The 22,128-nt window shown below is 60.9% G+C and carries 23 protein-coding genes; 7 read left to right on the top strand and 16 right to left on the bottom strand.

The annotated features are described in order from the left end of the window. The first annotated feature begins 20 nt into the window (after window positions 1-20). The 3 genes from AC5YUO_RS02545 (at window position 21) to AC5YUO_RS02535 (ending at window position 2,876) form a co-directional block, all read left to right on the top strand. Window positions 21-1,064: an ABC transporter substrate-binding protein gene (locus AC5YUO_RS02545; protein WP_496154134.1), complete on the top strand. Its 1,044-nt coding sequence runs from the start codon at window positions 21-23 to the stop codon at window positions 1,062-1,064. Between the two features lie 208 nt (window positions 1,065-1,272). Continuing rightward, window positions 1,273-2,061 carry an ABC transporter ATP-binding protein gene (locus AC5YUO_RS02540; RefSeq protein WP_496154133.1) on the top strand — a complete coding sequence of 263 codons (789 nt, stop codon included), beginning with the start codon at window positions 1,273-1,275 and terminating at the stop codon, window positions 2,059-2,061. Further along, the gene (locus AC5YUO_RS02535) at window positions 2,058-2,876 is read left to right on the top strand and encodes an ABC transporter permease (protein ID WP_496154132.1); all 819 of its coding nucleotides are present in this window, start codon (window positions 2,058-2,060) and stop codon (window positions 2,874-2,876) included. Before AC5YUO_RS02540 ends, AC5YUO_RS02535 begins: the two co-directional genes overlap by 4 nt. Window positions 2,877-3,061: 185 nt before the next feature. Here AC5YUO_RS02535 and AC5YUO_RS02530 read toward each other — a convergent pair whose 3' ends face one another. From AC5YUO_RS02530 to AC5YUO_RS02490, 9 genes are all read right to left on the bottom strand, one after another. Then, window positions 3,062-3,742, bottom strand: a complete 681-nt coding sequence (locus tag AC5YUO_RS02530; RefSeq protein WP_496154131.1) for a ZinT family metal-binding protein — start codon at window positions 3,740-3,742, stop codon at window positions 3,062-3,064. Between the two features lie 174 nt (window positions 3,743-3,916). Continuing rightward, window positions 3,917-4,738 carry a mechanosensitive ion channel family protein gene (locus tag AC5YUO_RS02525; RefSeq protein ID WP_496154130.1) on the bottom strand — a complete coding sequence of 274 codons (822 nt, stop codon included), beginning with the start codon at window positions 4,736-4,738 and terminating at the stop codon, window positions 3,917-3,919. Window positions 4,739-4,813: 75 nt separating this feature from the next. Beyond that, window positions 4,814-5,332, bottom strand: a complete 519-nt coding sequence (locus AC5YUO_RS02520; RefSeq protein ID WP_496154129.1) for a tyrosine phosphatase family protein — start codon at window positions 5,330-5,332, stop codon at window positions 4,814-4,816. Continuing rightward, window positions 5,329-5,952 carry an HD domain-containing protein gene (locus AC5YUO_RS02515; protein WP_496154128.1) on the bottom strand — a complete coding sequence of 208 codons (624 nt, stop codon included), beginning with the start codon at window positions 5,950-5,952 and terminating at the stop codon, window positions 5,329-5,331. The genes AC5YUO_RS02520 and AC5YUO_RS02515 overlap by 4 nt, the downstream gene beginning before the upstream one ends. Window positions 5,953-5,954: 2 nt before the next feature. Then, complete coding sequence (ygfZ, locus tag AC5YUO_RS02510; RefSeq protein ID WP_496154893.1) at window positions 5,955-6,803, bottom strand: CAF17-like 4Fe-4S cluster assembly/insertion protein YgfZ; 849 nt, start codon at window positions 6,801-6,803, stop codon at window positions 5,955-5,957. 121 nt (window positions 6,804-6,924) lie between these two features. After that, window positions 6,925-7,692: a hypothetical protein gene (locus AC5YUO_RS02505; protein ID WP_496154127.1), complete on the bottom strand. Its 768-nt coding sequence runs from the start codon at window positions 7,690-7,692 to the stop codon at window positions 6,925-6,927. Window positions 7,693-7,706: 14 nt separating this feature from the next. Continuing rightward, window positions 7,707-7,964, bottom strand: a complete 258-nt coding sequence (locus AC5YUO_RS02500) for a hypothetical protein (protein ID WP_003501987.1) — start codon at window positions 7,962-7,964, stop codon at window positions 7,707-7,709. A gap of 105 nt (window positions 7,965-8,069) precedes the next feature. Further along, complete coding sequence (locus AC5YUO_RS02495) at window positions 8,070-8,507, bottom strand: TIGR02301 family protein (RefSeq protein WP_400811909.1); 438 nt, start codon at window positions 8,505-8,507, stop codon at window positions 8,070-8,072. Window positions 8,508-8,605: 98 nt separating this feature from the next. Next, window positions 8,606-9,022, bottom strand: coding sequence for an NUDIX hydrolase (locus tag AC5YUO_RS02490; protein ID WP_400811911.1), 417 nt, complete (start codon window positions 9,020-9,022; stop codon window positions 8,606-8,608). Window positions 9,023-9,153: 131 nt separating this feature from the next. On the opposite strand from AC5YUO_RS02490, the gene AC5YUO_RS02485 reads away from it, so the two are divergent. Together AC5YUO_RS02485 and AC5YUO_RS02480 are read left to right on the top strand one after the other, a co-directional pair. After that, window positions 9,154-9,477 (top strand): YnfA family protein, encoded by a 324-nt coding sequence (locus AC5YUO_RS02485; protein WP_496154126.1) that lies wholly within the window; start codon window positions 9,154-9,156, stop codon window positions 9,475-9,477. A gap of 69 nt (window positions 9,478-9,546) precedes the next feature. Further along, window positions 9,547-10,308 carry an SOS response-associated peptidase gene (locus AC5YUO_RS02480; protein WP_496154125.1) on the top strand — a complete coding sequence of 254 codons (762 nt, stop codon included), beginning with the start codon at window positions 9,547-9,549 and terminating at the stop codon, window positions 10,306-10,308. A 213-nt stretch (window positions 10,309-10,521) separates the two neighbouring features. On the opposite strand, the gene AC5YUO_RS02475 is transcribed toward AC5YUO_RS02480, so the two are convergent. The 6 genes from AC5YUO_RS02475 to AC5YUO_RS02450 form a co-directional block, all read right to left on the bottom strand. Continuing rightward, on the bottom strand, window positions 10,522-11,814 hold the full coding sequence (locus tag AC5YUO_RS02475; protein ID WP_400811915.1) for a GGDEF domain-containing response regulator: 1,293 nt from the start codon (window positions 11,812-11,814) through the stop codon (window positions 10,522-10,524). 389 nt (window positions 11,815-12,203) lie between these two features. Next, the gene (locus AC5YUO_RS02470; protein WP_003496883.1) at window positions 12,204-12,335 is read right to left on the bottom strand and encodes a hypothetical protein; all 132 of its coding nucleotides are present in this window, start codon (window positions 12,333-12,335) and stop codon (window positions 12,204-12,206) included. 173 nt (window positions 12,336-12,508) lie between these two features. Next, window positions 12,509-13,378 (bottom strand): CDP-diacylglycerol--serine O-phosphatidyltransferase, encoded by an 870-nt coding sequence (pssA, locus tag AC5YUO_RS02465; protein ID WP_020009523.1) that lies wholly within the window; start codon window positions 13,376-13,378, stop codon window positions 12,509-12,511. Between the two features lie 22 nt (window positions 13,379-13,400). Continuing rightward, window positions 13,401-14,099 (bottom strand): phosphatidylserine decarboxylase, encoded by a 699-nt coding sequence (locus tag AC5YUO_RS02460; protein WP_496154124.1) that lies wholly within the window; start codon window positions 14,097-14,099, stop codon window positions 13,401-13,403. A gap of 263 nt (window positions 14,100-14,362) precedes the next feature. Continuing rightward, the gene (locus tag AC5YUO_RS02455; protein ID WP_496154123.1) at window positions 14,363-16,249 is read right to left on the bottom strand and encodes an ABCB family ABC transporter ATP-binding protein/permease; all 1,887 of its coding nucleotides are present in this window, start codon (window positions 16,247-16,249) and stop codon (window positions 14,363-14,365) included. Window positions 16,250-16,359: 110 nt separating this feature from the next. After that, window positions 16,360-18,381, bottom strand: a complete 2,022-nt coding sequence (locus AC5YUO_RS02450; RefSeq protein WP_496154122.1) for a LysM peptidoglycan-binding domain-containing protein — start codon at window positions 18,379-18,381, stop codon at window positions 16,360-16,362. Window positions 18,382-18,536: 155 nt separating this feature from the next. Between AC5YUO_RS02450 and AC5YUO_RS02445 the strand changes: the two genes are divergently transcribed. Further along, window positions 18,537-19,157 carry an LOG family protein gene (locus tag AC5YUO_RS02445; RefSeq protein WP_496154121.1) on the top strand — a complete coding sequence of 207 codons (621 nt, stop codon included), beginning with the start codon at window positions 18,537-18,539 and terminating at the stop codon, window positions 19,155-19,157. Window positions 19,158-19,397: 240 nt separating this feature from the next. Then, window positions 19,398-21,158, top strand: a complete 1,761-nt coding sequence (locus AC5YUO_RS02440) for a peptidoglycan D,D-transpeptidase FtsI family protein (RefSeq protein ID WP_496154120.1) — start codon at window positions 19,398-19,400, stop codon at window positions 21,156-21,158. Window positions 21,159-21,209: 51 nt separating this feature from the next. Here AC5YUO_RS02440 and rarD read toward each other — a convergent pair whose 3' ends face one another. Further along, window positions 21,210-22,127, bottom strand: coding sequence for an EamA family transporter RarD (rarD, locus tag AC5YUO_RS02435; protein WP_496154119.1), 918 nt, complete (start codon window positions 22,125-22,127; stop codon window positions 21,210-21,212). Window position 22,128: the final 1 nt, after the last annotated feature.

The following is a 22,128-nucleotide window of genomic DNA, read 5'->3' as shown; positions in this document are numbered from 1 at the left end:
AAAACCATCAGGGGGAATAGATGATTTTAACGCGCAGGTTGTTGGGCAGGGCCCTCGCCATTACCGCCATCGGTGTATCTGCCGGCTTTTCGCTGCCGGCGGTGGAGGCGCAGGCTGAAACGCCGGTGAAATTCACGCTCGACTGGAAGTTCGAAGGCCCCGCCGCCGGTTTTCTGCTGGCGCTCGACAAGGGTTACTTCAAGGCTGAAGGGCTCGATGTCACCATCGATAGCGGCAACGGCTCGGTGGAAGCCATTCCGCGCGTGGCGACCGGCGCCTATCAGATGGGTTTCGGCGATATCAACTCGGTAATGAAGTTCCTCGACGAGGATCCGAGCCAGAAGATCAAGGCCGTTTATATGGTCTATGAACGGCCGACTTTCGCCGTGGTCGGCCGCAAGTCGCTCGGTGTTACCGGCGATCCGAAGTCGCTGGAAGGCAAGAAGCTCGGCGCGCCGCCGCCGGATGGCGCTTTTGCGCAATGGCCTGCGTTTAAACAGGTGGCAGGTCTCGATGACAGCAAGATCAAGATCGAATCGATCGGTTTTCCGGTGCGTGAACCCATGCTCGCCAAGGGCGATGTCGACGCCGTTTTCGGCTTTGCCTTTTCGGTGATCCTCAACCTCAAGAAACAGGGCATCGCCGATGACGATATCTCGACCATACTGATGGCCGAGCACGGCTTGAATCTCTATGGCAATGCGGTGCTGGTAAATACTGATTTTGCAGAGAAAAACCCGGATGCCGTGAAGGGCTTCCTGAAGGCGCTGGCCAAGGGCTTCGCCGATTCCGTCAAGAACCCGGAAGAGGGCGTGGCGGCTGTTCTCAAGCGCAACGAGACGCTCGACAGCGCCATCGAGCTTGAACGCCTCAACATGGCCAACAGCATGAACATCAAGACGCCCTATGTGGTGGAGAACGGCATGGGCGGCGTCGATCCGGCCCGGCTTTCCGCCTCCATCGAGACGCTGAAGGTCTCCCTTGGCCTGAAGGGCAACGTCAAGGCGGAGCAGGTGTTTGATGCGACCTATCTGCCGGCCAGGGAAGAGCGCATGCTTCCGTAATGGGCGGCGTGAGCGGGTGCGGCCTGCTTCTTCTCCCCGCCGGGGAGAAGTCCGCGGCAGCGGGATGAGGGGGCAAGCTCTCCGGATATCTCTGCGCTTGCCCCCTCATCCGACCCTTCGGGCCACCTTCTCCCCGGCGGGGAGAAGAAACAAGCGGCGATGCTTCGGGCTGCCATGGCCCATCATTTAACTCAAAACGGGAACAGCAATGTCACATCTCGTGGAAATAGACGGCGTGGACATGCGCTATGGCGGCTCGTCCGGCACGCTTGCGGTCTCCGGCCTGAACCTGACGGTCGACAAGGGTGAGTTCGCGGCCGTGGTCGGCCCATCCGGCTGCGGCAAGTCCACCCTGATGAAGCTGGTGACGGGGCTGCATATTCCGCAGAAGGGCAATGTCATCGTTGCCGGGCGGCAGGTCACGGAGCCGGTCTCCATTGTCGGCATGGCGTTTCAGAACCCGACGATGCTGCCCTGGCGCACGACGCTTGAGAACATCCTGCTGCCGCTGGAGATCGTCGAGAAACATCGCCGTCGCCTGCGCGCCCACAGGGCCGAATATGTCGCCAAAGCCGAGCGACTGCTGGAAATCGTCGGCCTGAAGGGTTTTGGTTCGAAATATCCGTGGCAGCTTTCCGGCGGCATGCAGCAGCGCGCCAATCTTTGCCGGGCCCTGATCCACGAACCGGAACTGCTGATGCTGGACGAGCCTTTCGGCGCGCTCGACGCCTTCACCCGCGAGGAATTGTGGTGCGTCATCCGCGACCTGCACGCCGCACAGCGTGTCACCATCATCCTCGTGACCCATGATCTGCGCGAGGCGACATTTCTGGCCGACAAGATTTTCGTGATGAGCGCAAGGCCCGGCCGCGTGCTCGCGGAACATCGTGTTCCCTTTGCCCGCCCGCGCCAGCTCGACATCATGTATGACAAGGGTTTCAACGACATGGTGCAGGAACTGCATGGCGAGATCGCCCAGGCGAGGGTGGCGGCATGAGCGCGATCGTGGAAGGCACCGTTGCGGCCGAGCCGCGCAAGCCGCTGATTGCCCGCGTCAACTGGGTGAAAGCCGCCCCGTGGCTTTATACGCTGGCGCTTTTCGTGTTGTGGGAACTGTTGGTCTACGCGCTGAAAATGCCGCCCACCATTCTGCCGTCGCCGGTAAGGGTCGGACAGGCCATCGTGCAATATTGGTCGCCGATCTGGAAAAATTCGCTGCAGACGCTGTATACCACGACGCTGGGTTTCGCCATTGCGGTGGCCGCCGGTCTCGCCATCGGTCTGTTCATCGGCTGGTCCAAAACCATCTATGCCGGACTTTATCCGCTGATGATCGGCTTCAACGCCATCCCGAAAGTGGCGCTGGTGCCGATCCTCGTCATCTGGTTCGGCATCGGCACGGTACCCGCGGTGTTGACCGCCTTCCTGATCTCTTTCTTCCCCATCGTCGTCAACGTCGCGACCGGGCTCGCCACCATAGAGCCGGAAACGGAAGATGTGCTGCGCGCGCTTGGCGCAAAGAAGATGGACATCATGCTGAAGGTCGGCATTCCGCGCTCCATGCCCTATTTCTTCGGCTCGCTGAAAATCGCCATCACGCTTGCCTTTGTCGGTTCGGTGGTGTCGGAGACCGTCGCTTCCAATTACGGCCTCGGCAATATGATGAGTTCCGCGCAGAGCCAGTTCAATGTGCCGCTGGTCTTTGCCGGCCTGCTGATGCTCGCGGTGGAGGGCATCGCCATGTATGCGATCATGGCGTGGCTTGAAAAGCGCATGACCGGCTGGGCGCATCGTTCAACCATGGGGCAGTGAGCCTTTCTTCTCCCCGCCGGGGAGAAGATGCCCCGAAGGGGCAATGAGGGGGAAAGCTCTCCGCATATCTCTACCGTCGCCCCCTCATCCCGCTGCCGCTACCTTCTCCCCCTCGGGGAGAAGGCGACAAGCCGCAACCGCCTGCGTCATTTACGCATGCTGCGGAAGACCGCAAATTTGCGCTCTCAATGCGCGGCCATTTCTTCCACGATATCCGCGCCGTCCATCATGAACGGGTAATAGGTCGGCCAATTGGTGACTTCGTCCAGCAATGCCTTTCGGTCATTGCCCCAATATAGATGGTAATGGCCCGCCTTGACCGGGGCGATGGAGTGATCGCTGAACTGGATGAATTGCGGCGCCGCCTCATCGCCGCCGGTTTTCTTGAAGATGTACCGGACACCGCGATTGCCCTTCTTGTAGGTCAGGATTTCATGGCCATCGCTGACATAGGTGCCTTCAGCGGGCTTGCCGTCCTTATAAAACGCCACGCTGTCGCTCTTGATGACGATGCGGTTCACATCGGTCTTGTAACCGATCTCGTAATAGGCGCGATATTCGGCAGCGGTCTTGTCGCCGTGGGCTGCCTTTTCGGCCATGACGGAATCGAGCGAGCCGTTCAGCAGATAGGGATAGACCGACTGCCAGTCGCCTTCCCAGTCGGAAAGCGTGCGCGGCTTCACCTGGGCGTCCTCGAAATAACCCTTGTAAATCTGCTTTTCCGCTTCGGTCATCTGGTGGCCGTGATCGTGGCTGTGGCTGTGGGCGGCGGATTTGTCGCCGCCGGCAGCCATTGCCACGGTTGCCGCCAGCAGCATGGAGCCAAGTGCGACCGCGCCGGTGACGCGTGGAAGTGTCTTCTGCATCGTTTTGCCCTCTTGTATTCGCAATAGGAAGGTTACGTAATAACATTACAAACTGAGCTATAGAGGTGTCTCTCGCATCACGCAAGGGTGCAGACGGACACGCCATAATGAAAAAGCGCGGCGGCCGTCATGGCCACCGCGCTCAAGAGGAAACGGGAATGAGACCGTCAGGTCTCAGGCGGGCTGCGCAGAAACCTCCGCCTTGCGCTCGTCGAAGGCGAGTTTCATGGCTTTCGTCACATCGCGGGTCGTGGCGAAATAACTGTCGCTGCGCACCCAATAACGCAACTTGACGGTGGCGCTGTCGGCGCTGATCGAATCGACGAAGGTGACGGGGGCGGGGTCCAGCAGAACCCGGCTTTCCGAGCGCACGACGTTCATCAGCATATCCTGTGCCGCCGCCAGATCCTCGTCATTCTTGACCGTCAGGCTCAGTTCGTGGCGGCGCGAGGGAAAGCGGCTGTAATTGGTGATCGGCACGTTCCAAAGGGTGGAATTGGGCGCGAGACGATAGAGACCATCGCTGGTCTTGAGTTCGGTCGCAAAGAGCCCGATTTCGATCACGGTGCCGCTGACCGTGCTCGTCTCGATATATTCGCCGACCCGGAAGGGGCGCAATACAAGCAGCATGATGCCGGCGGCAATATTCTGCAGCGTGCCCTGTAGCGCCAGACCGATGGCCAGACCGGCGGCGCCAAGGGCGGCGAGAATGGAGGCCGTCTGCACCCCGAACTGGCCAAGCACCATGACCAGCACCAGAATGAGAACCACATAGCGGATGGCGCCCGCGAAGAAGCCGGCAAGCGTCGCGTCAAAGCCGCGAATGCGCGACAGGCCCTGAAAGGCCCAGCGTTGCAGGAAGGTGGCGGCCAGCCAGCCGATGATCAGCAGCAGAAGCGCGCCGACTACCGAGAAGGAATATTGCACCGCAAGCGCGCTCGCCTGCTGCAACGCCGCCTGCGATGCGACGATGATATCCGTTGCCTGTTGTTCCATGAATTATCCCGTGATTTTCATTGCTGTTCAGGGTTGGTAACGAATGGATGCCGTGAGGGTTCCGCCAAAACGGCCTCAGTTGCCGAGCGGCAGCACGAAGGGCACGTTACCATCCGTATCCGCACCCCGGCCGATTTTTTTGATCGCCGCCACCAGCCGGCCATCGCGCCCGAGCAGACGGTCGCCAATGGCGATGATGCGGGCATTGGGCGTGGCATAGGGCGAGACGGCGCGCAGGCGCAGCGCGATCTCCATCTCATCCTGGTCCGGATAAAGGCTGAGCGCGGCGATGACGGCGGCGGCGGGCGAGCGCGAAACGCCCATCCAGCAATGGATGAGCAGCGGCGCGGACTGGTCCCATTCGCGGGCGAAATCGATCAGCTTCAGCACATGCGCATCGTCAGGCGCGATAAGATCGGCGGTGCCCTTGAATGCGATGTCGTTCATGGCAAGCGTCAGATGCCGGTCTGCCGCAATGACGGCGGGGCGGTGAAAGGACTGCTCTTTGGCGATCAGCGTCACCATTTCGCGGGCCTTGTGTTTGACGGCCATTTCCGCGATCCGGGACAGCGGCGATACGACAATGGCCGTCATGGCGTGCTCCCCGTCTTGACCGCACGCAGCGCCTCGATCGCTTCGAAACGGTCGATGAACAGCTTCTGCGCTTCGGTTGAGGGCAGGGGCGTCATGTCGAACATGTCGCGGGTGATGCCGCGCGGCAGGCCGAAGAATTTCTGCGCCTCGGCGGTGGAAAACCCGGCAAGCTCCGTCGCCTCGAAAAAGGCGGCGACCGTATCGGCCTTCTTGATGCGGTCCTTCAAGTCGCGCGATGCATGCGGCGGCAGGCCGAAACGCAGATGCACGGCGGCTTCCAGCCGTTTTTCCACGGTCTTGTAACCGCCGCCCACCACGGATTTGAACGGCGAGATCATGTCGCCGATCACATATTCCGGCGCATCGTGCAGAAGCGCCATCTGCATGTCATCAGGCGTCGCGCCCGCGCACATGCGGCAGAAGATGGCCTCGACGATGAGGCAATGCTGGGCGACGGAAAAGGCGTGGTCGCCGCGCGTCTGGCCGTTCCAGCGGGCGACACGGGCAAGGCCATGGGCGATATCGGCGATTTCCACATCGAGCGGCGAAGGGTCGAGCAGATCGAGCCGCCGGCCGGACAGCATGCGCTGCCAGGCGCGCGGGCTTTTTGCGGGCGCCACTCTCAGTCCTCCGCCCGCGCCGCCGGATCGGCCGCCGGGAAGGAGAGGCCGCTCCAGACCGGCAGGGCCACGGTCACGGGAACAGTCTCCGCCAGAAGCGGCGTGCCGGATGCGAGCGCATCGGCAATGCGGTCGATCCGCACGATGGCAAGCGCCCTCTTGCCGCAAACGGTTCCAAGCGTGCCGACCGGTTTTCCACCGGCGGTAATCTCCGTCCCGCTGGCGGGAAGCGCGCTTTCGGCCGAAACGGTGACGACGCGGCGTCTTGCCGTGCCGCGATGTTTCATGCGCGAGACGACTTCCTGGCCGACGAAGCAGCCCTTCCTGAAGGAAACGCCGTCATTCACATCCATCAGCACATCATGCGGAAAAGCATCCTGCAGCGCATAGTCCCGGCCGGATTCGGCAATGCCATGCTCGATACGGAGCGCATCATAGGTCGCGATATCGCCGGATGCCGATGCACCCGGTATACGGAAAAGATCGATGCCGGCTTTGGCGAAACGGCCATCCCTGACGCCAGCCGCTGCGGCAGCCTCGTTCCAGAAAACGCTCACGCCTTCCACTGTCTCGGCTTTGAGGTCGACTGGCGCACGCAGCTTGTACATGGTCAGACGGCGCAGCAGCGCGTCCTGTTCGGCAGCGCCCGTTTCGATCAGATAATCGCCACCATCGCGCCAGATCAGGAAATCGAACAGGATCTTGCCCTGCGGTGTCAGAAGGGCTGCGGCCCGGGCTTCGCCTTGCGGCAGGTTTTCGACATCTGCGGTGATGAGGTTGTTCAGAAATTCCTCGGCGCCGGTGCCGGAAACCCGGATCAGGCGGCGGTCGGCAAGAAAGGCGGAAGGCATGGCGTCACCGTTCGGTTCGTCGAGACTCTGTGATGTCAGGCAAAAGCAGATGCGCTTTGCCGGAATGCTCATTCCGCACAGTTAGGATTTTTGTCAGAGAACGGCAAGCACCGCGATGCGATCAATCGCCGGCGGTGAAGAACTTCCACTTGCCGTCGGGCGAAATGCCGACCCGGTAGAAGCTGTAGTTGCCATATTCCTGCATGTCCGCCAGATCGCCCGCCGTAATGATGCGCAGAAGCTCCACCTTTTCCGGCGCGGTCAGCGTGTTCAGCGGCTTTCCGGCGAAATAGGGGAAAACATAGGCTTCGTCGGGCGTGCCGGCATCGATATGGGCATAACCGGTCGACAGCAGATCGATGATGATCGCCAGCACTTCCAGCCCGTCAGGATCGCCGGAATAGCTTTTCAACGCCGCGATCGGGTCTTCGCCGTCATTGCCGTCGATGCGGAATTCCTTCTGGCCGGCAGCGATGAAGGGCCGCAGCTTTTCGATGTCGCCTGACGCGGCGGCGTCGATGATTTGATGGCGCAGCTTGCGCACGGGTTCCGGCGCCTTGGAAATGTCGTGCTCGATCACAACAGACATTTCAGGCGTGTTGTCGGGCTTGGAGGATTGCTGGTTCGCCTTGCCGGCGGAACGGTCCACCAGAGGGTCGGGCAGGGGAATGCCTTCCGAATCGCCTTCGATCTCGTCCGGCTCCGCAGGCTGGGCCTGCTGCGGCTCACCGCCATTCTCCGCCTTCGGCTCGCTTTCGGTACTCTGCGCCGGCTTCAGCTCGGAAAGGGCAAAGGCGCGGCCTGGCAGGCCAATCGGCCCGACGGTCAGGGCAAGCAGGATGGACAGCAGGGCGGAAGAGCGCAAAAGCCCCTTGCTCAGGCAAGACATGATAGACCCCGGCTTTACTGTATTACCCGCTGCGGCGAAAATTCACCCTGAAGCATGCGCTGGCGCAGCGATTCCAGCATTGCTTCAGCGCCGGCCTCGCCATGAATACGGATGGTTTCGCGCATGGCCAGAGCGATGGCGGCATCGGCGATGATCTCCGGCTCGATGCCGTCGGCCATGCCGTCAGCCCATGCCTCGTTCTGGTGTTCCAGAGCGACCTGCATCTTTTCATGCACGATCATATCGTCGATTTCGTTTCGGCTTGTCTGCATCTTTCATCCTCGACAGGGCGGGCAAGTCCTTACCACCCTGTTAACAACACTAGCAGCCTTTTATCAAAACGGCACGGCCTGCGGCGAAAAGAGGTTAATAATCCTCTAATTTCCGAACCGGGACGCGATTTCCTGCGCGAGTGTTGCCCCTTCGTTACGGTAGTTCTCTTCTGCCATGATGGCGGCGCGTGTGCAACTGGTGTGGATGGCCGCAAAGGAGCGGTATCCACGGTTGAATGCAGCCGTCATGCGCTGACGTCGTTCAGGTTCGTTGGCCGTGTCCGCAGCCAGAAGATCGCTCATCGATCTGCGCCAGTCTTCCGGTCCGGAAGAAGGGCACAGGGTTCTCAGATATTGCACCGCGCCCAATATTTCCGACAGCCGCGCCAGCTTGTCGTCATAGGGAGCGGGTTTGGGCGGCGCGGCTTCCGCCGGACGCGCCTCCGAACCGGGTTTTGAAGGCTGCGCATGAGCGACGCCCTCTTGCCCTGATATGGCAAGCATTGTCAGAAAAAGAGACAGGAAGATGGTTGGTCGTATCAAAATTCTATTCTGCCCCACACATACGCGTGAACTGTTGGCTCGTGACCATCCGGCGGGCGGATCAGCCCTAGATAATAGCGATTCTGGCTGGCTGGCAATCATGCAAGCAGGCGCTCGGCGCATTCGACGACGCTTTCGGGCGCCGGCAGGAGACGGATTTCCGCCAATGTATACCAGCCCGCATCCGCCGCATCGTCACCGACAGTCACCAGCGGATCGGCATCCGTTTCCACGGTGAAGACCGACAGGAAATAATGGCTCGTCAGCACCCCTTCAGCGTCACGGGAGGGAAGATCGTAGGTCGCGAAAAGTTGCGGCCTGCGCGCCACGATGCCGGTTTCCTCGTGCAACTCGCGCAGCGCCGTTTCCGCCGGCGTTTCGCCGTCTTCACCGCGCCCGCCCGGAAAGGCGAACATGTCCTTGGAAGGCGGGTTAATGCGGCGCACGAGAAGCAGCCGGTCTCCGTTCCTGACGATGGCGGAGGAGGCGGCGCGGGGCTTGATACGAAGGGTCATGAATGGTTTCGCTTGTTTCGGCCGTCTCCGGCCTGTCTATAGTGGTATCGTGATCCCGAAAATCGATTCCGGTTTCCGAGGTGATGTTATAGTTCGGAACCGGCACGATTGTGCATGTTAAAGACGGTGAAATGAAGGTCTATCTTATCTACGTCCTGGCGGCCGTTGCCGAAATTGCCGGCTGCTTCTCCTTCTGGGCCTGGCTGAAACTCGGCAAGACCGGGTGGATATTGCTGCCCGGCATGGTGGCGCTGGCCGCTTTTGCCTGGCTTCTGACGCTGGTGCCGACGGAAGCGGCGGGCAGGGCCTATGCCGCCTATGGCGGGATCTATATTGCCGCTTCGCTTTTCTGGCTCTGGAGCGTGGAAGGGCACGCACCGGATAAATGGGATATTGCCGGCGGCGTCGTCTGCCTTGCCGGCACCGCCATCATTCTGTTCGGACCAAGGGCCTAGAACATTTCAACGCATTGTCCAGACGTAAAAGCGATTCCGCTTTTACTGGACATGCTCAAGGAGAAGTCCATGTGCGGACGTTTCGTGCTGAAGGCGACGCCGGAGGAGATCGCCGATTATCTCGATCTGATCGGCCTTGAGGATTTCCCCGCCCGTTTCAACATCGCGCCGACGCAGCCCATTTTGATCGTGATGGAGGGCGAGCGGCAGGAGCGCGGCAGCAACCTGCCCAATCGCCGGGCCGTGCTGGTCCGCTGGGGTTTCCTGCCCGGCTGGGTGAAGGATCCGAAGGATTTTCCGCTTCTCATCAACGCCCGTTCGGAAACCGCCATCGGCAAGGCCTCCTTCCGCGCCGCCATGCGCCATCGTCGCGTGCTGGTGCCCGCCACCGGCTTTTACGAATGGCGACGCCCGCCAAAGGAGGAGGGCGGCAAACCCCAGCCCTACTTCATCCGCCCGAAGAACGGCGGCATCGTCACCTTCGCCGGCCTGATGGAAACCTGGTCTTCTGCCGATGGTTCGGAGGTCGATACCGGCGCAATCCTCACCACCGCCGCCAATGCCGCGATCGGCCGCATTCACGACCGTATGCCCGTGGTCATTGCGCCAGAGGATTTCAGCCGCTGGCTGGATTGCAAGACCCAGGAACCGCGCGAGGTGGCCGATCTGATGCGGCCGGTTCAGGATGATTTTTTCGAGATGATCCCGGTCTCGGACAAGGTCAACAAGGTCGCCAATGTCGGCGCCGATCTCATCGAGCCGGTGCCGGAAAGCGCGCCGCTGGCAAAGATCAAGCCGGCGAAGGATGAAGGGCAGATGTCGCTGTTCTGACAAGTAGCCTGCGCATTTGCGCATAATCGCTTCAGCGGGAGGTCGCCGCTTGTTTCTTCTCCCCGCCGGGGAGAAGATGGCCCGAAGGGTCAGATGAGGGGCTACGGAACAGATATGCGGAGAGTTCGCCCCCTCATCCCGCTGCCGCGACCTTCTCCCCGGCGGGGAGAAGAGACAAGCGGCAAGCGCTCACTCCCCTGACTATGCACGGCCTCAGCCGTTCCGCCCGATCTTCTGCAGGCCTTCCTGGATCATGATGTCGGAATAGACGCGGTTGCGGCCATTCGCCTTGGCGAGATAGAGCAGTTGATCCGCCGCATTCAGCTGGTTGTCGAAGGGTTCGCCCTTTTCGATCTCCACGACGCCGAGCGAAATTGTAAGCGCGAGGCTGCTGCCGCTGAGCTGCCGGCCGTTCTTTTCCACCTGTCCGCGCAGCTCCTCGCAGAACTGATAGGCGGCCCGCGCATCCAGTCCGCGCAGGAACACGGCAAATTCCTCGCCGCCGAGGCGCGCGGGAATATGGCGTTGCTCGTCGCACATGCCATGCAGCAGTTCGGCCAGCTTTTTCAGCGCCCTGTCGCCGGCATCGTGGCCCAGCGTGTCGTTGATCTTCTTGAAATGATCGATGTCGAGAATGGCGACGGCGCCGCTCTCGTCATTGCCGTTGATGACATCCATCAGCGCCCGCGTGCGCTCGAAGAAGGAGCGGCGATTGGGCAGGCCGGTGAGGTGATCCCGCTCCGCCAGCTCGCGCAGGCGCTTGAGCTGTTTCAACGTCTCGATATTGTTGTCGATGCGGCACTGCAATTCTTCCGGCACGAAGGGGCGATAGACGAAATCCGAGGCGCCCGCCTTGAGAAAACTTGCCGAAAGCAGCCGGTCTGTGGAGGAGGATATGCCGATCACCCGCAGGTCTTCGGATGAGCGGCTGTCGCGGATGCGGCGCGTCAGCTCATAGCCGTCCATATCAGGCATATGGTAGTCGGTGATGACGAGCTGGATCGTCGGATCCTGCGACAGTATTTCCAGCGCCTGCTTGCCCGAATGGGCCTCGCTGACCCGAAAATTCTGCCGCTCCAGTATTTCCACGAGACCGGAACGCGCCGTGCGCACGTCATCGACCACCAGGACCGAAAAAAGCTTGTTGCTCAAAATCCGCTGGACCGTTCTGACCACCGCGTCGACGGTGCGATGGCCATCCTTGACGATGTAGTCGATGATCTTCTTTTCGGCGTAGCGCTTGCGCGCCTCGTCATCCACCGTGGCGGTGAAAACGATCGCCGGCACCTTGCGCTCGGACAGGAGCGCGAGAATCTCGCCCTTCGGCGCATCGGGCAGGTTGAGGCCTGTCAGCGCCAGCGTGAAATCATGGGCCTGCATGAGGGTATCGGCGGCGGCCATGCTGTCGCAATGCACGACTTCGGCTTCCGTTTCTTCCGAAAGCCGCGTCTTCAGCAGCATGGAAAGAGCAACGGAATCTTCAATCAGAAGGATTTTATCCTGCATGGCCGTCCCAAGCCCCCCTGGCCTGTCTTCACAATTTTCCCTCAACGCCGAATATTCGTCATCCGCGTGTCCGCGGATTCGAAAGCCGGCTTATGCATTGTTGTGGAAAAAAATGCGGAATAGAAAAGTTCTTTTGTATTCTCTAATCTATACGTTGGTATCCGTATAGCCTTCTTGTCGAAGGCGAGCTTTTTACTACACCTTCGTTGCAGCTTCGTTACAGAAAACTGCCAGTTTTGTGAATAATTGACGATCCGCAGTATCGCGGTGCGCCGGAAATAAAAACGGCGCCTCGAAAAGGCGCCGCGTGCTTGTTGATTTTCCGTCAGGAATTCGCCGTTTTCCGGAGAGCCTGAAAAACCCGGTAAAATCAAAAAAAGCGAATATTTTCAGGCGGTTTTGGCGGCGGGCTTGCGCTTCAGCATCAGGGCTGCGGCCGCGACGGCCTTCAGTCCGAGCGGGCGGTAGTGGCTGTTGAGGTCGGGCTTCGCCTGCGGCTGTGCCTTCGTCTCGTTCGTCATTTTCTCTCTCTCCACAATTCACGCCAATCGCCGTTGCGATGCGTGTGAGCCACTTCTTTCGCGGCTAATCTTGACGGATTCGAGGCGAAGAAAAACGAAGCCGGCTTTTCAGGCTGCGACATTTTGCGTCACATCCTGCGCCGGCTTGCGTGAGAAAAAATAAACCTGTGGTTTTAAATACCGCGGTCGAGGCCATTGCCGCCATTGGCGTCGTCATGTGCGTCTTCCTCGATTGTCAGCGTGCCGTAGCGGCGGTGCCAGAGGCGGGCGCTGATGGGAATGAAGACGAGATAGGCGGCAACCGTCAGGACCAGCACTTCCCAGGTGAAACTCATCAGCATTGCCACATAGAGCACGACAACGAGGATCATCGGCAGCACCAGATCGCGGCGGATGCGGCTGGTGCCCGATTTCCCCGACCAGACCGGCAGGCGGCTGATGAGGAGATAACCGATCAGCACGGTATAGGCGGCGGCGACATAGGCGAAGGGCTTGTCCGGTTCCACGCCGAGGAAGCCGAGATAAACCGGCAGCAGCACCAGCATGGCGCCCATCGGGGCGGGAACGCCCACGAAGAACTCGTTCTGCCAGGGCGCCTTCACCGGCCGCTCGATCATGACGTTGAAACGCGCCAGACGCAGGCCGGCGGCGATGACGTAGATAAGGGCGGCGATCCAGCCGATGGAGCGCGCCTGGTCGAGAAGATAGGCATAGACCACGAGGGCAGGGGCGACACCGAAATTGACGATATCGGCGAGCGAATCCATCTGCTCGCCGAATTTGGACGTCGCCTTCATCATGCGGGCGATGCGCCCGTCTATGCCGTCGAGAAAGGCGGCCAGCAGCACCATGCCGACGGCCAGTTCGAAGCGGCCCTCAATGGCAAGGCGCACACCGCTCAATCCCGCGCAGATGGCCAGAACGGTGATGAGATTGGGAACGACGAGGCGAAAGGGAATTTCCCTCAGCCGGGGTCCACGGCCGCTGTCGCTGCGGCCCTCGGGTTTGCCGTTCTGTTGCGGCTCGGCGATCGGCGTTTCCATGCGCATGCCCTTCCTGTTTCCGTCAGCCGCGGCGGCTGACGACCGGACCCTTGGCGGAGCCGAATTCGGCAAGCACGGTTTCACCGGCAATCGCCGTCTGGCCGACCGATACACGCGGCTCGAAACCTGCGGGAAGGAAGATATCGAGGCGCGAACCGAAACGGATAAGACCGAAACGCTCACCGGCATCGACTGGTTCATTCGGTTTTACCCAGCAGACGATGCGGCGTGCAACCATGCCGGCGATCTGCACCACGCCGACCTTGCCATGCGACGTCTCGATGACGAGGCCGTTGCGCTCATTGTCTTCGGAAGCCTTGTCGACTTCGGCATTGAGGAACAGGCCAGGACGGTAAGCGACGTTGACGATGCGGCCGCGCACCGGCGAACGGTTCACATGGCAGTTGAACACGTTCATGAACACCGAGATGCGCACCAGCGGTTCCTTGCCGAGTTCCAGCTCCAGCGGCGGAACGACGCTCTGCACGGCGGAAACCTTGCCATCGGCCGGGCTGATGATGAGGTCGTCATCCTGCGGCGTGACGCGCTCGGGATCGCGGAAGAAATAGGCGCACCAGGCCGTCAGCACCAGGCCGACCCAGAACAGCGGTTCGGCGATCCAGCCGAGCACCAGCGATGCGACGAAGAAGGCCGCCACAAAGACATAACCTTCCCTGTGGATCGGGACGATGGTGTTGCGAATGGTGTCGAACAGATTCATGAGATTCCTTGCTCCGGTTTCCGTCTGTCGCGTCTATATGGGTCGTGATACGACACGATCCACACGGCAATGCGACAAATTTTGCCTGATGCATATCGTGTGAAAAGGGTTCACGCGATATGCATCAGGTCTTTATTTGTGCATGTCGTTATCCCCGAAACCGCTCTCACACTTTCGGGCGACATGCATGCTGGTTACAGCCAAACGCCCCGCGCGGCAATGGCGGGGTTCGTCTGTCGGCCCTGTTACCCCGGCTATATCGGTCAATGGGCGGGTTCCCCGCGGTCGATGACACCCAGATCGTCGGTTTCGCGCACATGGCGCAGCATTTCCTCCGCCCGGATCGCCTCGCGCTGGCGGCTCCACATCGAAGCGTAGAGGCCGTTCTGCCCCATCAGCGAGCCGTGCGTGCCGCGTTCGGCGATCTGCCCTTCCTTCAGCACGATGATCTCATCCGCGCCGATGACGGTGGAAAGGCGGTGGGCGATGACCAGCGTGGTGCGGTTCTTCGAGACGATATCGAGCGCGCTCTGGATTTCCTGTTCCGTATGCGTATCGAGCGCCGAGGTGGCCTCGTCGAGAATGAGGATCGGCGGCGCCTTTAGGATGGTGCGGGCGATTGCCACGCGCTGCTTTTCCCCGCCGGAAAGCTTCAGGCCGCGTTCGCCGACCATGGTGGCGTAACCCTCCGGCAGTTTGCCGATGAAGGCGCTGATCTGCGCCGCATCCGCCGCAGCCCTCAGTTCCTCGTCGGTGGCGGAGGGACGGCCATAACGGATGTTATAGGCGAGCGTATCGTTGAAAAGCACCGTATCCTGCGGCACCATGCCGATCACCGAGCGCAGGCTCTTCTGCGTCACATCGCGAATGTCCTGCCCGTCGACGGTGACGGCGCCTTCCTGAATATCGTAGAAACGATAAAGCAGCCGCGAGATGGTCGATTTTCCCGCACCCGAGGGACCGACGATGGCCACCGTCTTGCCGGCCGGCACATCGAAGGAAACGCCCTTCAGGATCGGCCTTTCGGGATCATAGGCGAAATGCACGTCGCGGAAGGAGATCGCGCCCGGTCCGCCGGCGAGCGGTTTTGCATCCGGCCTGTCGGTGACTTCCGCCTCCACCTCCAGAAGATCGAACATCTGTTCGATATCGGTCAGGCCCTGGCGGATTTCGCGATAAACGAAGCCGATGAAGTTGAGCGGCACCGAAAGCTGCAGCAGCAGCGCATTGACGAAGACGAAATCGCCGATGGTCTGTTCGCCGCGCTGAACGGCCAGCGCCGACATCACCATCATGACGGTGGAGCCGATGCCGAAGATCACGCCCTGGCCGAAGTTCAGCCAGCCGAGCGAGGTCCAGATCGAGATCGCCGATTTTTCGTAACGCTCCATGGCGACGTCGAAACGCCGCGCCTCCATCTCCTCATTGCCGAAATATTTGACGGTCTCGAAATTCAAAAGCGAGTCGATCGCCTTGGTATTGGCGTCGGTATCGCTGTCGTTCATGGCGCGGCGGATGGAGATGCGCCAGTTGCTGGCCCGCACCGTGAACCAGATATAGGCCCAGACCGTGATGACCGTGACAAGCACATAGGAAAAACCGTAGGAGGCCCAGAAGATGATCGCCGTCAGCAGGAACTCGATGAAAGTCGGCGCGGTATTGAGAATGGTGAAGCGAACAATGGTTTCGATGCCCTTGGTGCCACGCTCGATGACCCGCGACAGCCCGCCGGTCTTGCGCTCCAGATGGAACCGCAGCGAAAGCCGGTGCATGTGCACGAAGGTCCTGTAGGCGAGCTGGCGCACGGCATGCTGGCCGACGCTGGCGAAAAGCGAATCGCGCAGCTGGTTGAGCCCCACCTGTATCAGCCGCGTCAGATTATAGGCGATAACAAGCGCGACGGCGCCGAGCAGGAAGGCGGGAACAAGCCCGGCCATATCCAGCCGGCCGTTCAGCGCATCGGTCGCCCATTTGAAGAAATAGGGAACGGAGATCAGCACCAGCTTGGCGACGACCAGATACACGGTGGCCCAGATAACCCGCATCTTCAGGTCCCACCGCCCCTCCGGCCACATATAGGGCCAGAGATTGATCAGCGTCTGGGTGGGATTGCTGGAATCCGCCGAAATGGTTTTTTTCTTCGTGGCCATCATTCGCTCCGGTCACTGCCGGAAGCCGACAGCAGGGCGGCGGCTTTGGTCAAGCCGCCGCGCGTGTCACAGATAGGGTCGTCGCGGGTTCACCGCAACGCTTCAAATGCTCAGGAGCCGCCCTTCAGCCGCTTGCGGTGGAGTTCTTCCGCATTCGGCAGCGCGTCTTTCGGCACGCCGAAAATCTGGCCGGGCTCGATCAGATCGGGGTTTTTGATCTGATCTTCGTTGGCGAGGTAGATCGTCGTATAACGCACGCCCTGACCATAAACGCGACGGGAAATCTGCCACAGCGTATCGCCACGGCGGATGATGACGCTGTTCTGGCTTTCGGCCAGCGGCGCCTGCTCGAAGGTCTGCGGACCGGCGGGCGCCTGTGGCGCGGGAGCAGGAGGAGCGGTGATGTGGAGTTCGGCAAGGCGGCTTGCCAGCGAGGCGATGCCCTTGCCGATTGCCGCCACATCGTTCGGCCATGCTTCAACCGATGCCAGCAGCTGGCGCGCCTTGGCGGTAATGTCACCCGCAAAGGCGGTGAAGGCCGGTTCGGTCGCGGCCGCGGTGCGGAATTCCGAAAGCGACTTGAGGCCGATGACGACGGCGGAGCGGCCGGCAATGGCCTGATCGAGCGCCGGCGTGGCCTGATCCTTGTAGAGATTGGAAAGAATGCCGAAGGCCTTGGCGACATCGGTGCGCAGCTTTTCGAAAGCGGCGCGATCACTTGCCGTGCTCTGGTTTTCAGCCGGCGTTGTAGTCGTGGGCGCCGACGACGAAGCGGACGGCGTCTGCATGGCGACGGTTGCCTGGTCGGTCTGCGGCCGCTCAAACGGAACGCGCACGCGCACCTTCGCGGTACCGTCGGTATTCAGTTCCTCAACGGTGATGATATGGCTGCCGACGGCAAGATCGACATCGCCTTCGACGACGAAATGGCCGGAGGCTTCCGTGATGCTCTTGCCGATTTCCCTGTCATCGACCAGCGCGCGCACGGTCGAACCGGCGGGCGCGGAACCCGCGACGAAAATCTTCGATCCCTCGAATTCGACGGCGGTGACCTGAACGCTCGAGGTGAGCGGAGCACCTGACGCGGACGGAGCCGCAGTACCGGCGAGCGGCGCGGATGCGGTATTGGCGCTGGTTTCGGACGTTGCCGCAGGCTGCTGCGATGGCGCGGCTTGCGGCTGAAGCGCCGGAGGAGCCGCCTCCGGCATGGCCAGCACGCGGCTTGCCTTGCCGGGCTTGGAAACCATGGCGAGAAGCTCGCCCGCCTTGCCATCAGGCACGGAAACCGTCGCCACTTCCTCGGATTGCGTCGCCTTGCCGTTGGCGTCAGTCGAGCGCAGCACCAGCTCGTGATCGCCGGGGGGCAGGGGATTGTCGAAAACGGCGGCGAAATCGCCGGTGCCGTCAATGGTCGTCTGGGCGACCACCTTGCCGTTGCTCAGAATTTCGAGCTTTGCGCCGGGCTGTGCCTTGCCGGCAATGACGGCCGAACCATCCGGCTCGACACGCAGCACGTCGAAAGTCGGCGTGCCGGAAGACGACTGTGCCGCATCGGCGGGTGCTGCGGCCGGCGCTGAGGCCGGTGTTGCCGGCTGGGGTGCGCCATCGTCGGTGCCGGCGAAGACGCCCGCCAGACGACGAACCTGCGCCGCCGCTGCCGCCGCATTGTCGGGCAGGCCGCGCAGGAACGCCGTGGCGCGTTCGGCCGCCGTGCGGGCCGTGGTGATGAGCCGCGACGTCGTCTCGTCCAGCGACTCCGGAATTTCGATATTCGTCAGCTCCTTGAGCGAGGTCTCGACCTTCTTGCGCGCCGCTGCGAAATCGGCGTCGGAGGGAACCTTGCTATCGGCGAAAAGCGTGGTCAGGTCCTTGATCGACTGGGTGGCGGAAGCCGCGAGACGCCCGACCTTGTCGGCGATATTGGCGGTTTCCTCGGCCGCGTCGGAGAGGATGTCGCCCGCCTTGTCGCTGCCCATTTCAACGCTGTTCTTCACGGCATTGCCGGCCTCGTTGATGGCGTCGCCGATCGGTTTGCCGTCGTTTGAAATCCGCGGCAGGACGAAAAAGATCATGAGCAGGGACGCAATCCCCAGCACGATCAGCGCCAGCAAACCGGCCTTATTGTTTTTCATCCTGATGCTCCGGGTATTTCAAGCTTTTCACACGAGTTGAGATTGCTAGCGTCTTACCTTCTCCCAGACAAGCGGCGAGTGGCCAAAAGGCCATATTTGCAAGGGATTTCCCAAATTTTCTTGACGTGCCGCATCGCACATTGTTCCTTCCCTTCATGACGGACAAAAATACAGCGATTCGATCCATCTGCGTTTATTGCGGCTCCCAGCCCGGACGTGATCCGGCTCACATGGAAGCAGGCCGCGCGCTTGGGAAATCCATTGCCGAAAACGGCATTCGCCTCGTCTACGGCGGCGGCACCAAGGGCATCATGGGCGCGGTCGCCAGCGGCGTTCTTTCCAACGGCGGCGAAGTGACCGGCATCATACCGGAATTTCTGGTCGATATGGAGGCAACACGCCATTCTCTCGGACAATTGAACGAGCTTGTCATCACCAAGGACATGCATGAGCGCAAACATATGATGTTCGAGCGCTCGGATGCCTTCGTGACCCTGCCGGGCGGTGTCGGCACGCTTGAGGAGATCGTCGAGATCATGACCTGGGCGCAGCTCGGCCGTCACGCCAAGCCGATGGTCTTCGCCAATATCAACGGTTTCTGGAACCCGATGCTGGAACTGGTGCAGCACATGCGCGACCAGGGCTTCATCCATCGCGCCCATCTTTTGAACCCGCTTGTCGTCGACGAGGTGAAGGACATCGTGCCCGCCATCATCGACCGGGCGCTGGCGCAGCAGAACCCGGAGGGTGATCCCTCGGTGATTTCCCGCCTCTAATGCAGGCTGCCCGAAGACGCGCTGCGTTTCGGGATGGCGGCGTAGATCCGGCATCTGAAAACCGTTAATGAACCGCCCTGCGGTTCGTTACGATTTTAAATGTATATTAATACAGATTTAACAGCGGCATCGTTCCGACCGCTCTTTTCATGGCCCCACGACTGATCCTGTGCCAGCCTCACCAGGGCGTTGGCTGTCGCGGAATTTATTTCGCCGCCATGGGAATGGGTGCATCGGGAAATGATAGCTTTTGTGGTGCGGCTCAAAAGCCGGGCGCATTTCATTATCAAGAGAAAATCCGTGCAGGGCAGGGAGGCGCTCCTCGGTTCCGCCGCTCGCCGCAGGGTCGATGCGCGCATGAGGCTCGGCATCCTGATCGCCGTCTTCGCTGTCATCTATGGCGTCGTCGCCGCGCGTCTCGTGCAATATGGCCTTGCCGAACCGGTGGCGACAGCGTGGATCAATACCGGCGCCACCGCCGTCGCGTCGCGGCCGGATATTGTCGACCGCAACGGCACATTGCTGGCCACCGATCTCAACATGGTCTCGCTTTATGCGGATCCGCGCAGGATCGTCGATCCGGACGAGGTGGTGGAGAAGCTCGCCACCGTTATTCCCAATCTCGACTGGCGTGAAACGCACCGCCGGTTACGTTCGGACACCGGCTTCCAGTGGCTGCGACGCCAGCTGACGCCCCGGCAGCAGGCGGATATTCTCAACCTCGGCATACCCGGCATCGGCTTCCGGCCGGAAAAGCGTCGGTTTTATCCGGGTGGTCCCACCGCTTCGCATATTATCGGCCACGTCAATGTCGATAATCAGGGCCTTGCCGGCATGGAGCGTTACCTCGACCAGCAGGGGCTGGCCGATCTGCGCGCCGTGGGTCTTGCCAGCGGCGCGCCGCTGGAGCCGGTGCGGCTTTCGATCGATCTCAGGGTACAGAACATCGTCCGCGAAGTGGTCGTGAAGGCAAAAAGCGCCTATCAGGCCGAAGCGGCGGGTTCGGTGATCCTCGATGTGGAGACGGGCGAGGTGCTGGCCATGGCCTCCGTGCCGGACTACGATCCGAACGAGCCTTCCCGCAGCCTTGCCGATGGCAGCATCGACAAGGAATATGAAAAGGGCTGGTTCAACCGGATGAGCAACGCCACCTTCGAGATGGGCTCCACCTTCAAGAGCTTCACTCTCGCCATGGGGCTGGATGCCGGGGCGATCACGCTGGGTTCGGTGGTCGATGCTTCGCGGCCGATCCGCATGGGCGGCTTCACCATCAAGGATTTCAAGGGCCGGAACCGGCCGCTTTCCATTCCGGAAGTGTTTCAATATTCATCGAATATCGGCACGGCGGCGGTGGCCGACAAGGTCGGCGTCGAAGGCCATCAGCAGTTCCTGACCAAACTCGGGCTGCTCACCAGAATGGACACGGAAATGCCGGGCGTGGCGACGCCCACCCAGCCGAGAAGCTGGAAGAAGATCAATTCCGTCACCATCTCCTTCGGCCATGGCGTCGCCACCACCCCGCTGCAGACGGCGGTGGCCGCCGCAGCTCTCATCAATGGCGGCAACCTGATTTCACCGACCTTCCTGCCGCGTTCGAAAGAGACTGCCGCATCGCTTGCGCAGACCGTCATCAACGGCAAGACCAGTGCGGATATGCGTTATCTGTTCAACTGGAACGGCATCAAGGGTTCCGGCCGCGGCGCGCAGGTGGAAGGATTTCATGTGGGCGGAAAGACCGGCACTGCCGATAAGGTGATCAATGGCCGTTATGCCAAGGATATCAATTTTAACGCCTTCGTGGCCGGTTTCCCCATGCACAAACCGAAATATGTCGTGCTGACGATGATCGATGCTCCGAGGGCCGGCGTGAACGGCGGGCGTACGGCGGCCTCGACGGCAGCCCCGATGACGCGCGAAATCATTGCCCAGACGGCAGGCCTTCTCGGCGTCAAACCGCGTTTCGGTTATGATGCGAACCCGCAATTGCTGGTGGATTATTGACTTCTACTTCCCTCATTTCTGCGACACGCACAGGAATAAGGGAGAGAACTCTTAGCCGGCCTTACTCTTGAGCCGCAGCAGGCTGGAGCCGGTATAGATCGCCAGCGCCACCCAGATCATCGCAAAGGCGGCCATGCGCACCATGTCGAAGGGTTCCTTGAAGATGAAGATGGCGATGAGGAAGATCATCGTCGGCGCGATATATTGCATGATGCCGATGGTCGACAGCCGCAGCAGTTTGGCGCCGTTGCCATAGAGGATGAGCGGAACGGCGGTGACGAGGCCGCTTGCCGCCAGAAGCCAGGTATCGGCGGAATTGCCGCCCATGAAATGCGCCTCTCCGCTGAAGGCAAGCCAGATCATGACCAGCACGGCGGGGATGGACAGGAGCATGACTTCCAAGAGGAAACCCTGCGTCGCGCCGATCGGCAATGTCTTGCGGAAAAAGGCGTAAAAACCCCATGATACGGTGAGCGCGATGGACACCCATGGCAGGCTGCCCGCATGCCAGGTGAGGATCGCGACCGCAAGCGCCACAAGGCCGATGGCGGCGATCTGCGCCGGATAGAGCTTTTCCTTGAGAAGAACCGCGCCGAGAAAGATGCTGAACAGCGGATTGATGAAATAGCCAAGCGCGGCATCGAGCGCGCGGCCTGCGCCGATCGCCCAGATATAGACGCCCCAGTTGATGCTGATGAGAGCCGCCGTGAGGCTCGCCATGGCCAGCATTTTCGGGGTTTTAAGTGCCGTTCTTATTTCCACCGTGCGCCCGAGCGCGATCAGCACGACCGCCGCAATCGGCACCGACCAGATGACACGATGCACGATGACCTCGATCGGCGAAATATGCGCAACGGCCTTCATGTAAAAGGGAAGAACGCCCCAAAGCAGATAAGCGGAAAGCGCGAAAGCAAAACCGCGCGCGCTGTCGCCGCCCTCCTGGGCCGGGAGCGATTTGTCGAGTGCCATG

Source organism: Agrobacterium sp. LEGMi-208b (assembly GCF_059511785.1).
This window is presented reverse-complemented; position numbering and strand designations above follow the sequence as displayed.

What these genes read in the sequence shown, in the direction of transcription:
- AC5YUO_RS02530 (WP_496154131.1), bottom strand. Translation starts at nt 3,742, where the DNA reads ATGCAGAAGACACTTCCACGCGTCACCGGCGCGGTCGCACTTGGCTCC.
- AC5YUO_RS02450 (WP_496154122.1), bottom strand. Translation starts at nt 18,381, where the DNA reads ATGAAAAACAATAAGGCCGGTTTGCTGGCGCTGATCGTGCTGGGGATT.
- AC5YUO_RS02440 (WP_496154120.1), top strand. Translation starts at nt 19,398, where the DNA reads ATGATAGCTTTTGTGGTGCGGCTCAAAAGCCGGGCGCATTTCATTATC.
- AC5YUO_RS02485 (WP_496154126.1), top strand. Translation starts at nt 9,154, where the DNA reads ATGAAGGTCTATCTTATCTACGTCCTGGCGGCCGTTGCCGAAATTGCC.
- rarD (WP_496154119.1), bottom strand. Translation starts at nt 22,127, where the DNA reads ATGGCACTCGACAAATCGCTCCCGGCCCAGGAGGGCGGCGACAGCGCG.
- AC5YUO_RS02525 (WP_496154130.1), bottom strand. Translation starts at nt 4,738, where the DNA reads ATGGAACAACAGGCAACGGATATCATCGTCGCATCGCAGGCGGCGTTG.
- AC5YUO_RS02545 (WP_496154134.1), top strand. Translation starts at nt 21, where the DNA reads ATGATTTTAACGCGCAGGTTGTTGGGCAGGGCCCTCGCCATTACCGCC.
- AC5YUO_RS02460 (WP_496154124.1), bottom strand. Translation starts at nt 14,099, where the DNA reads ATGAATCTGTTCGACACCATTCGCAACACCATCGTCCCGATCCACAGG.
- AC5YUO_RS02475 (WP_400811915.1), bottom strand. Translation starts at nt 11,814, where the DNA reads ATGCAGGATAAAATCCTTCTGATTGAAGATTCCGTTGCTCTTTCCATG.
- AC5YUO_RS02445 (WP_496154121.1), top strand. Translation starts at nt 18,537, where the DNA reads ATGACGGACAAAAATACAGCGATTCGATCCATCTGCGTTTATTGCGGC.
- AC5YUO_RS02500 (WP_003501987.1), bottom strand. Translation starts at nt 7,964, where the DNA reads ATGCAGACAAGCCGAAACGAAATCGACGATATGATCGTGCATGAAAAG.
- ygfZ (WP_496154893.1), bottom strand. Translation starts at nt 6,803, where the DNA reads ATGCCTTCCGCCTTTCTTGCCGACCGCCGCCTGATCCGGGTTTCCGGC.
- pssA (WP_020009523.1), bottom strand. Translation starts at nt 13,378, where the DNA reads ATGGAAACGCCGATCGCCGAGCCGCAACAGAACGGCAAACCCGAGGGC.
- AC5YUO_RS02535 (WP_496154132.1), top strand. Translation starts at nt 2,058, where the DNA reads ATGAGCGCGATCGTGGAAGGCACCGTTGCGGCCGAGCCGCGCAAGCCG.
- AC5YUO_RS02490 (WP_400811911.1), bottom strand. Translation starts at nt 9,022, where the DNA reads ATGACCCTTCGTATCAAGCCCCGCGCCGCCTCCTCCGCCATCGTCAGG.
- AC5YUO_RS02540 (WP_496154133.1), top strand. Translation starts at nt 1,273, where the DNA reads ATGTCACATCTCGTGGAAATAGACGGCGTGGACATGCGCTATGGCGGC.
- AC5YUO_RS02480 (WP_496154125.1), top strand. Translation starts at nt 9,547, where the DNA reads ATGTGCGGACGTTTCGTGCTGAAGGCGACGCCGGAGGAGATCGCCGAT.
- AC5YUO_RS02470 (WP_003496883.1), bottom strand. Translation starts at nt 12,335, where the DNA reads ATGACGAACGAGACGAAGGCACAGCCGCAGGCGAAGCCCGACCTCAAC.
- AC5YUO_RS02505 (WP_496154127.1), bottom strand. Translation starts at nt 7,692, where the DNA reads ATGTCTTGCCTGAGCAAGGGGCTTTTGCGCTCTTCCGCCCTGCTGTCC.
- AC5YUO_RS02455 (WP_496154123.1), bottom strand. Translation starts at nt 16,249, where the DNA reads ATGGCCACGAAGAAAAAAACCATTTCGGCGGATTCCAGCAATCCCACC.
- AC5YUO_RS02520 (WP_496154129.1), bottom strand. Translation starts at nt 5,332, where the DNA reads ATGACGGCCATTGTCGTATCGCCGCTGTCCCGGATCGCGGAAATGGCC.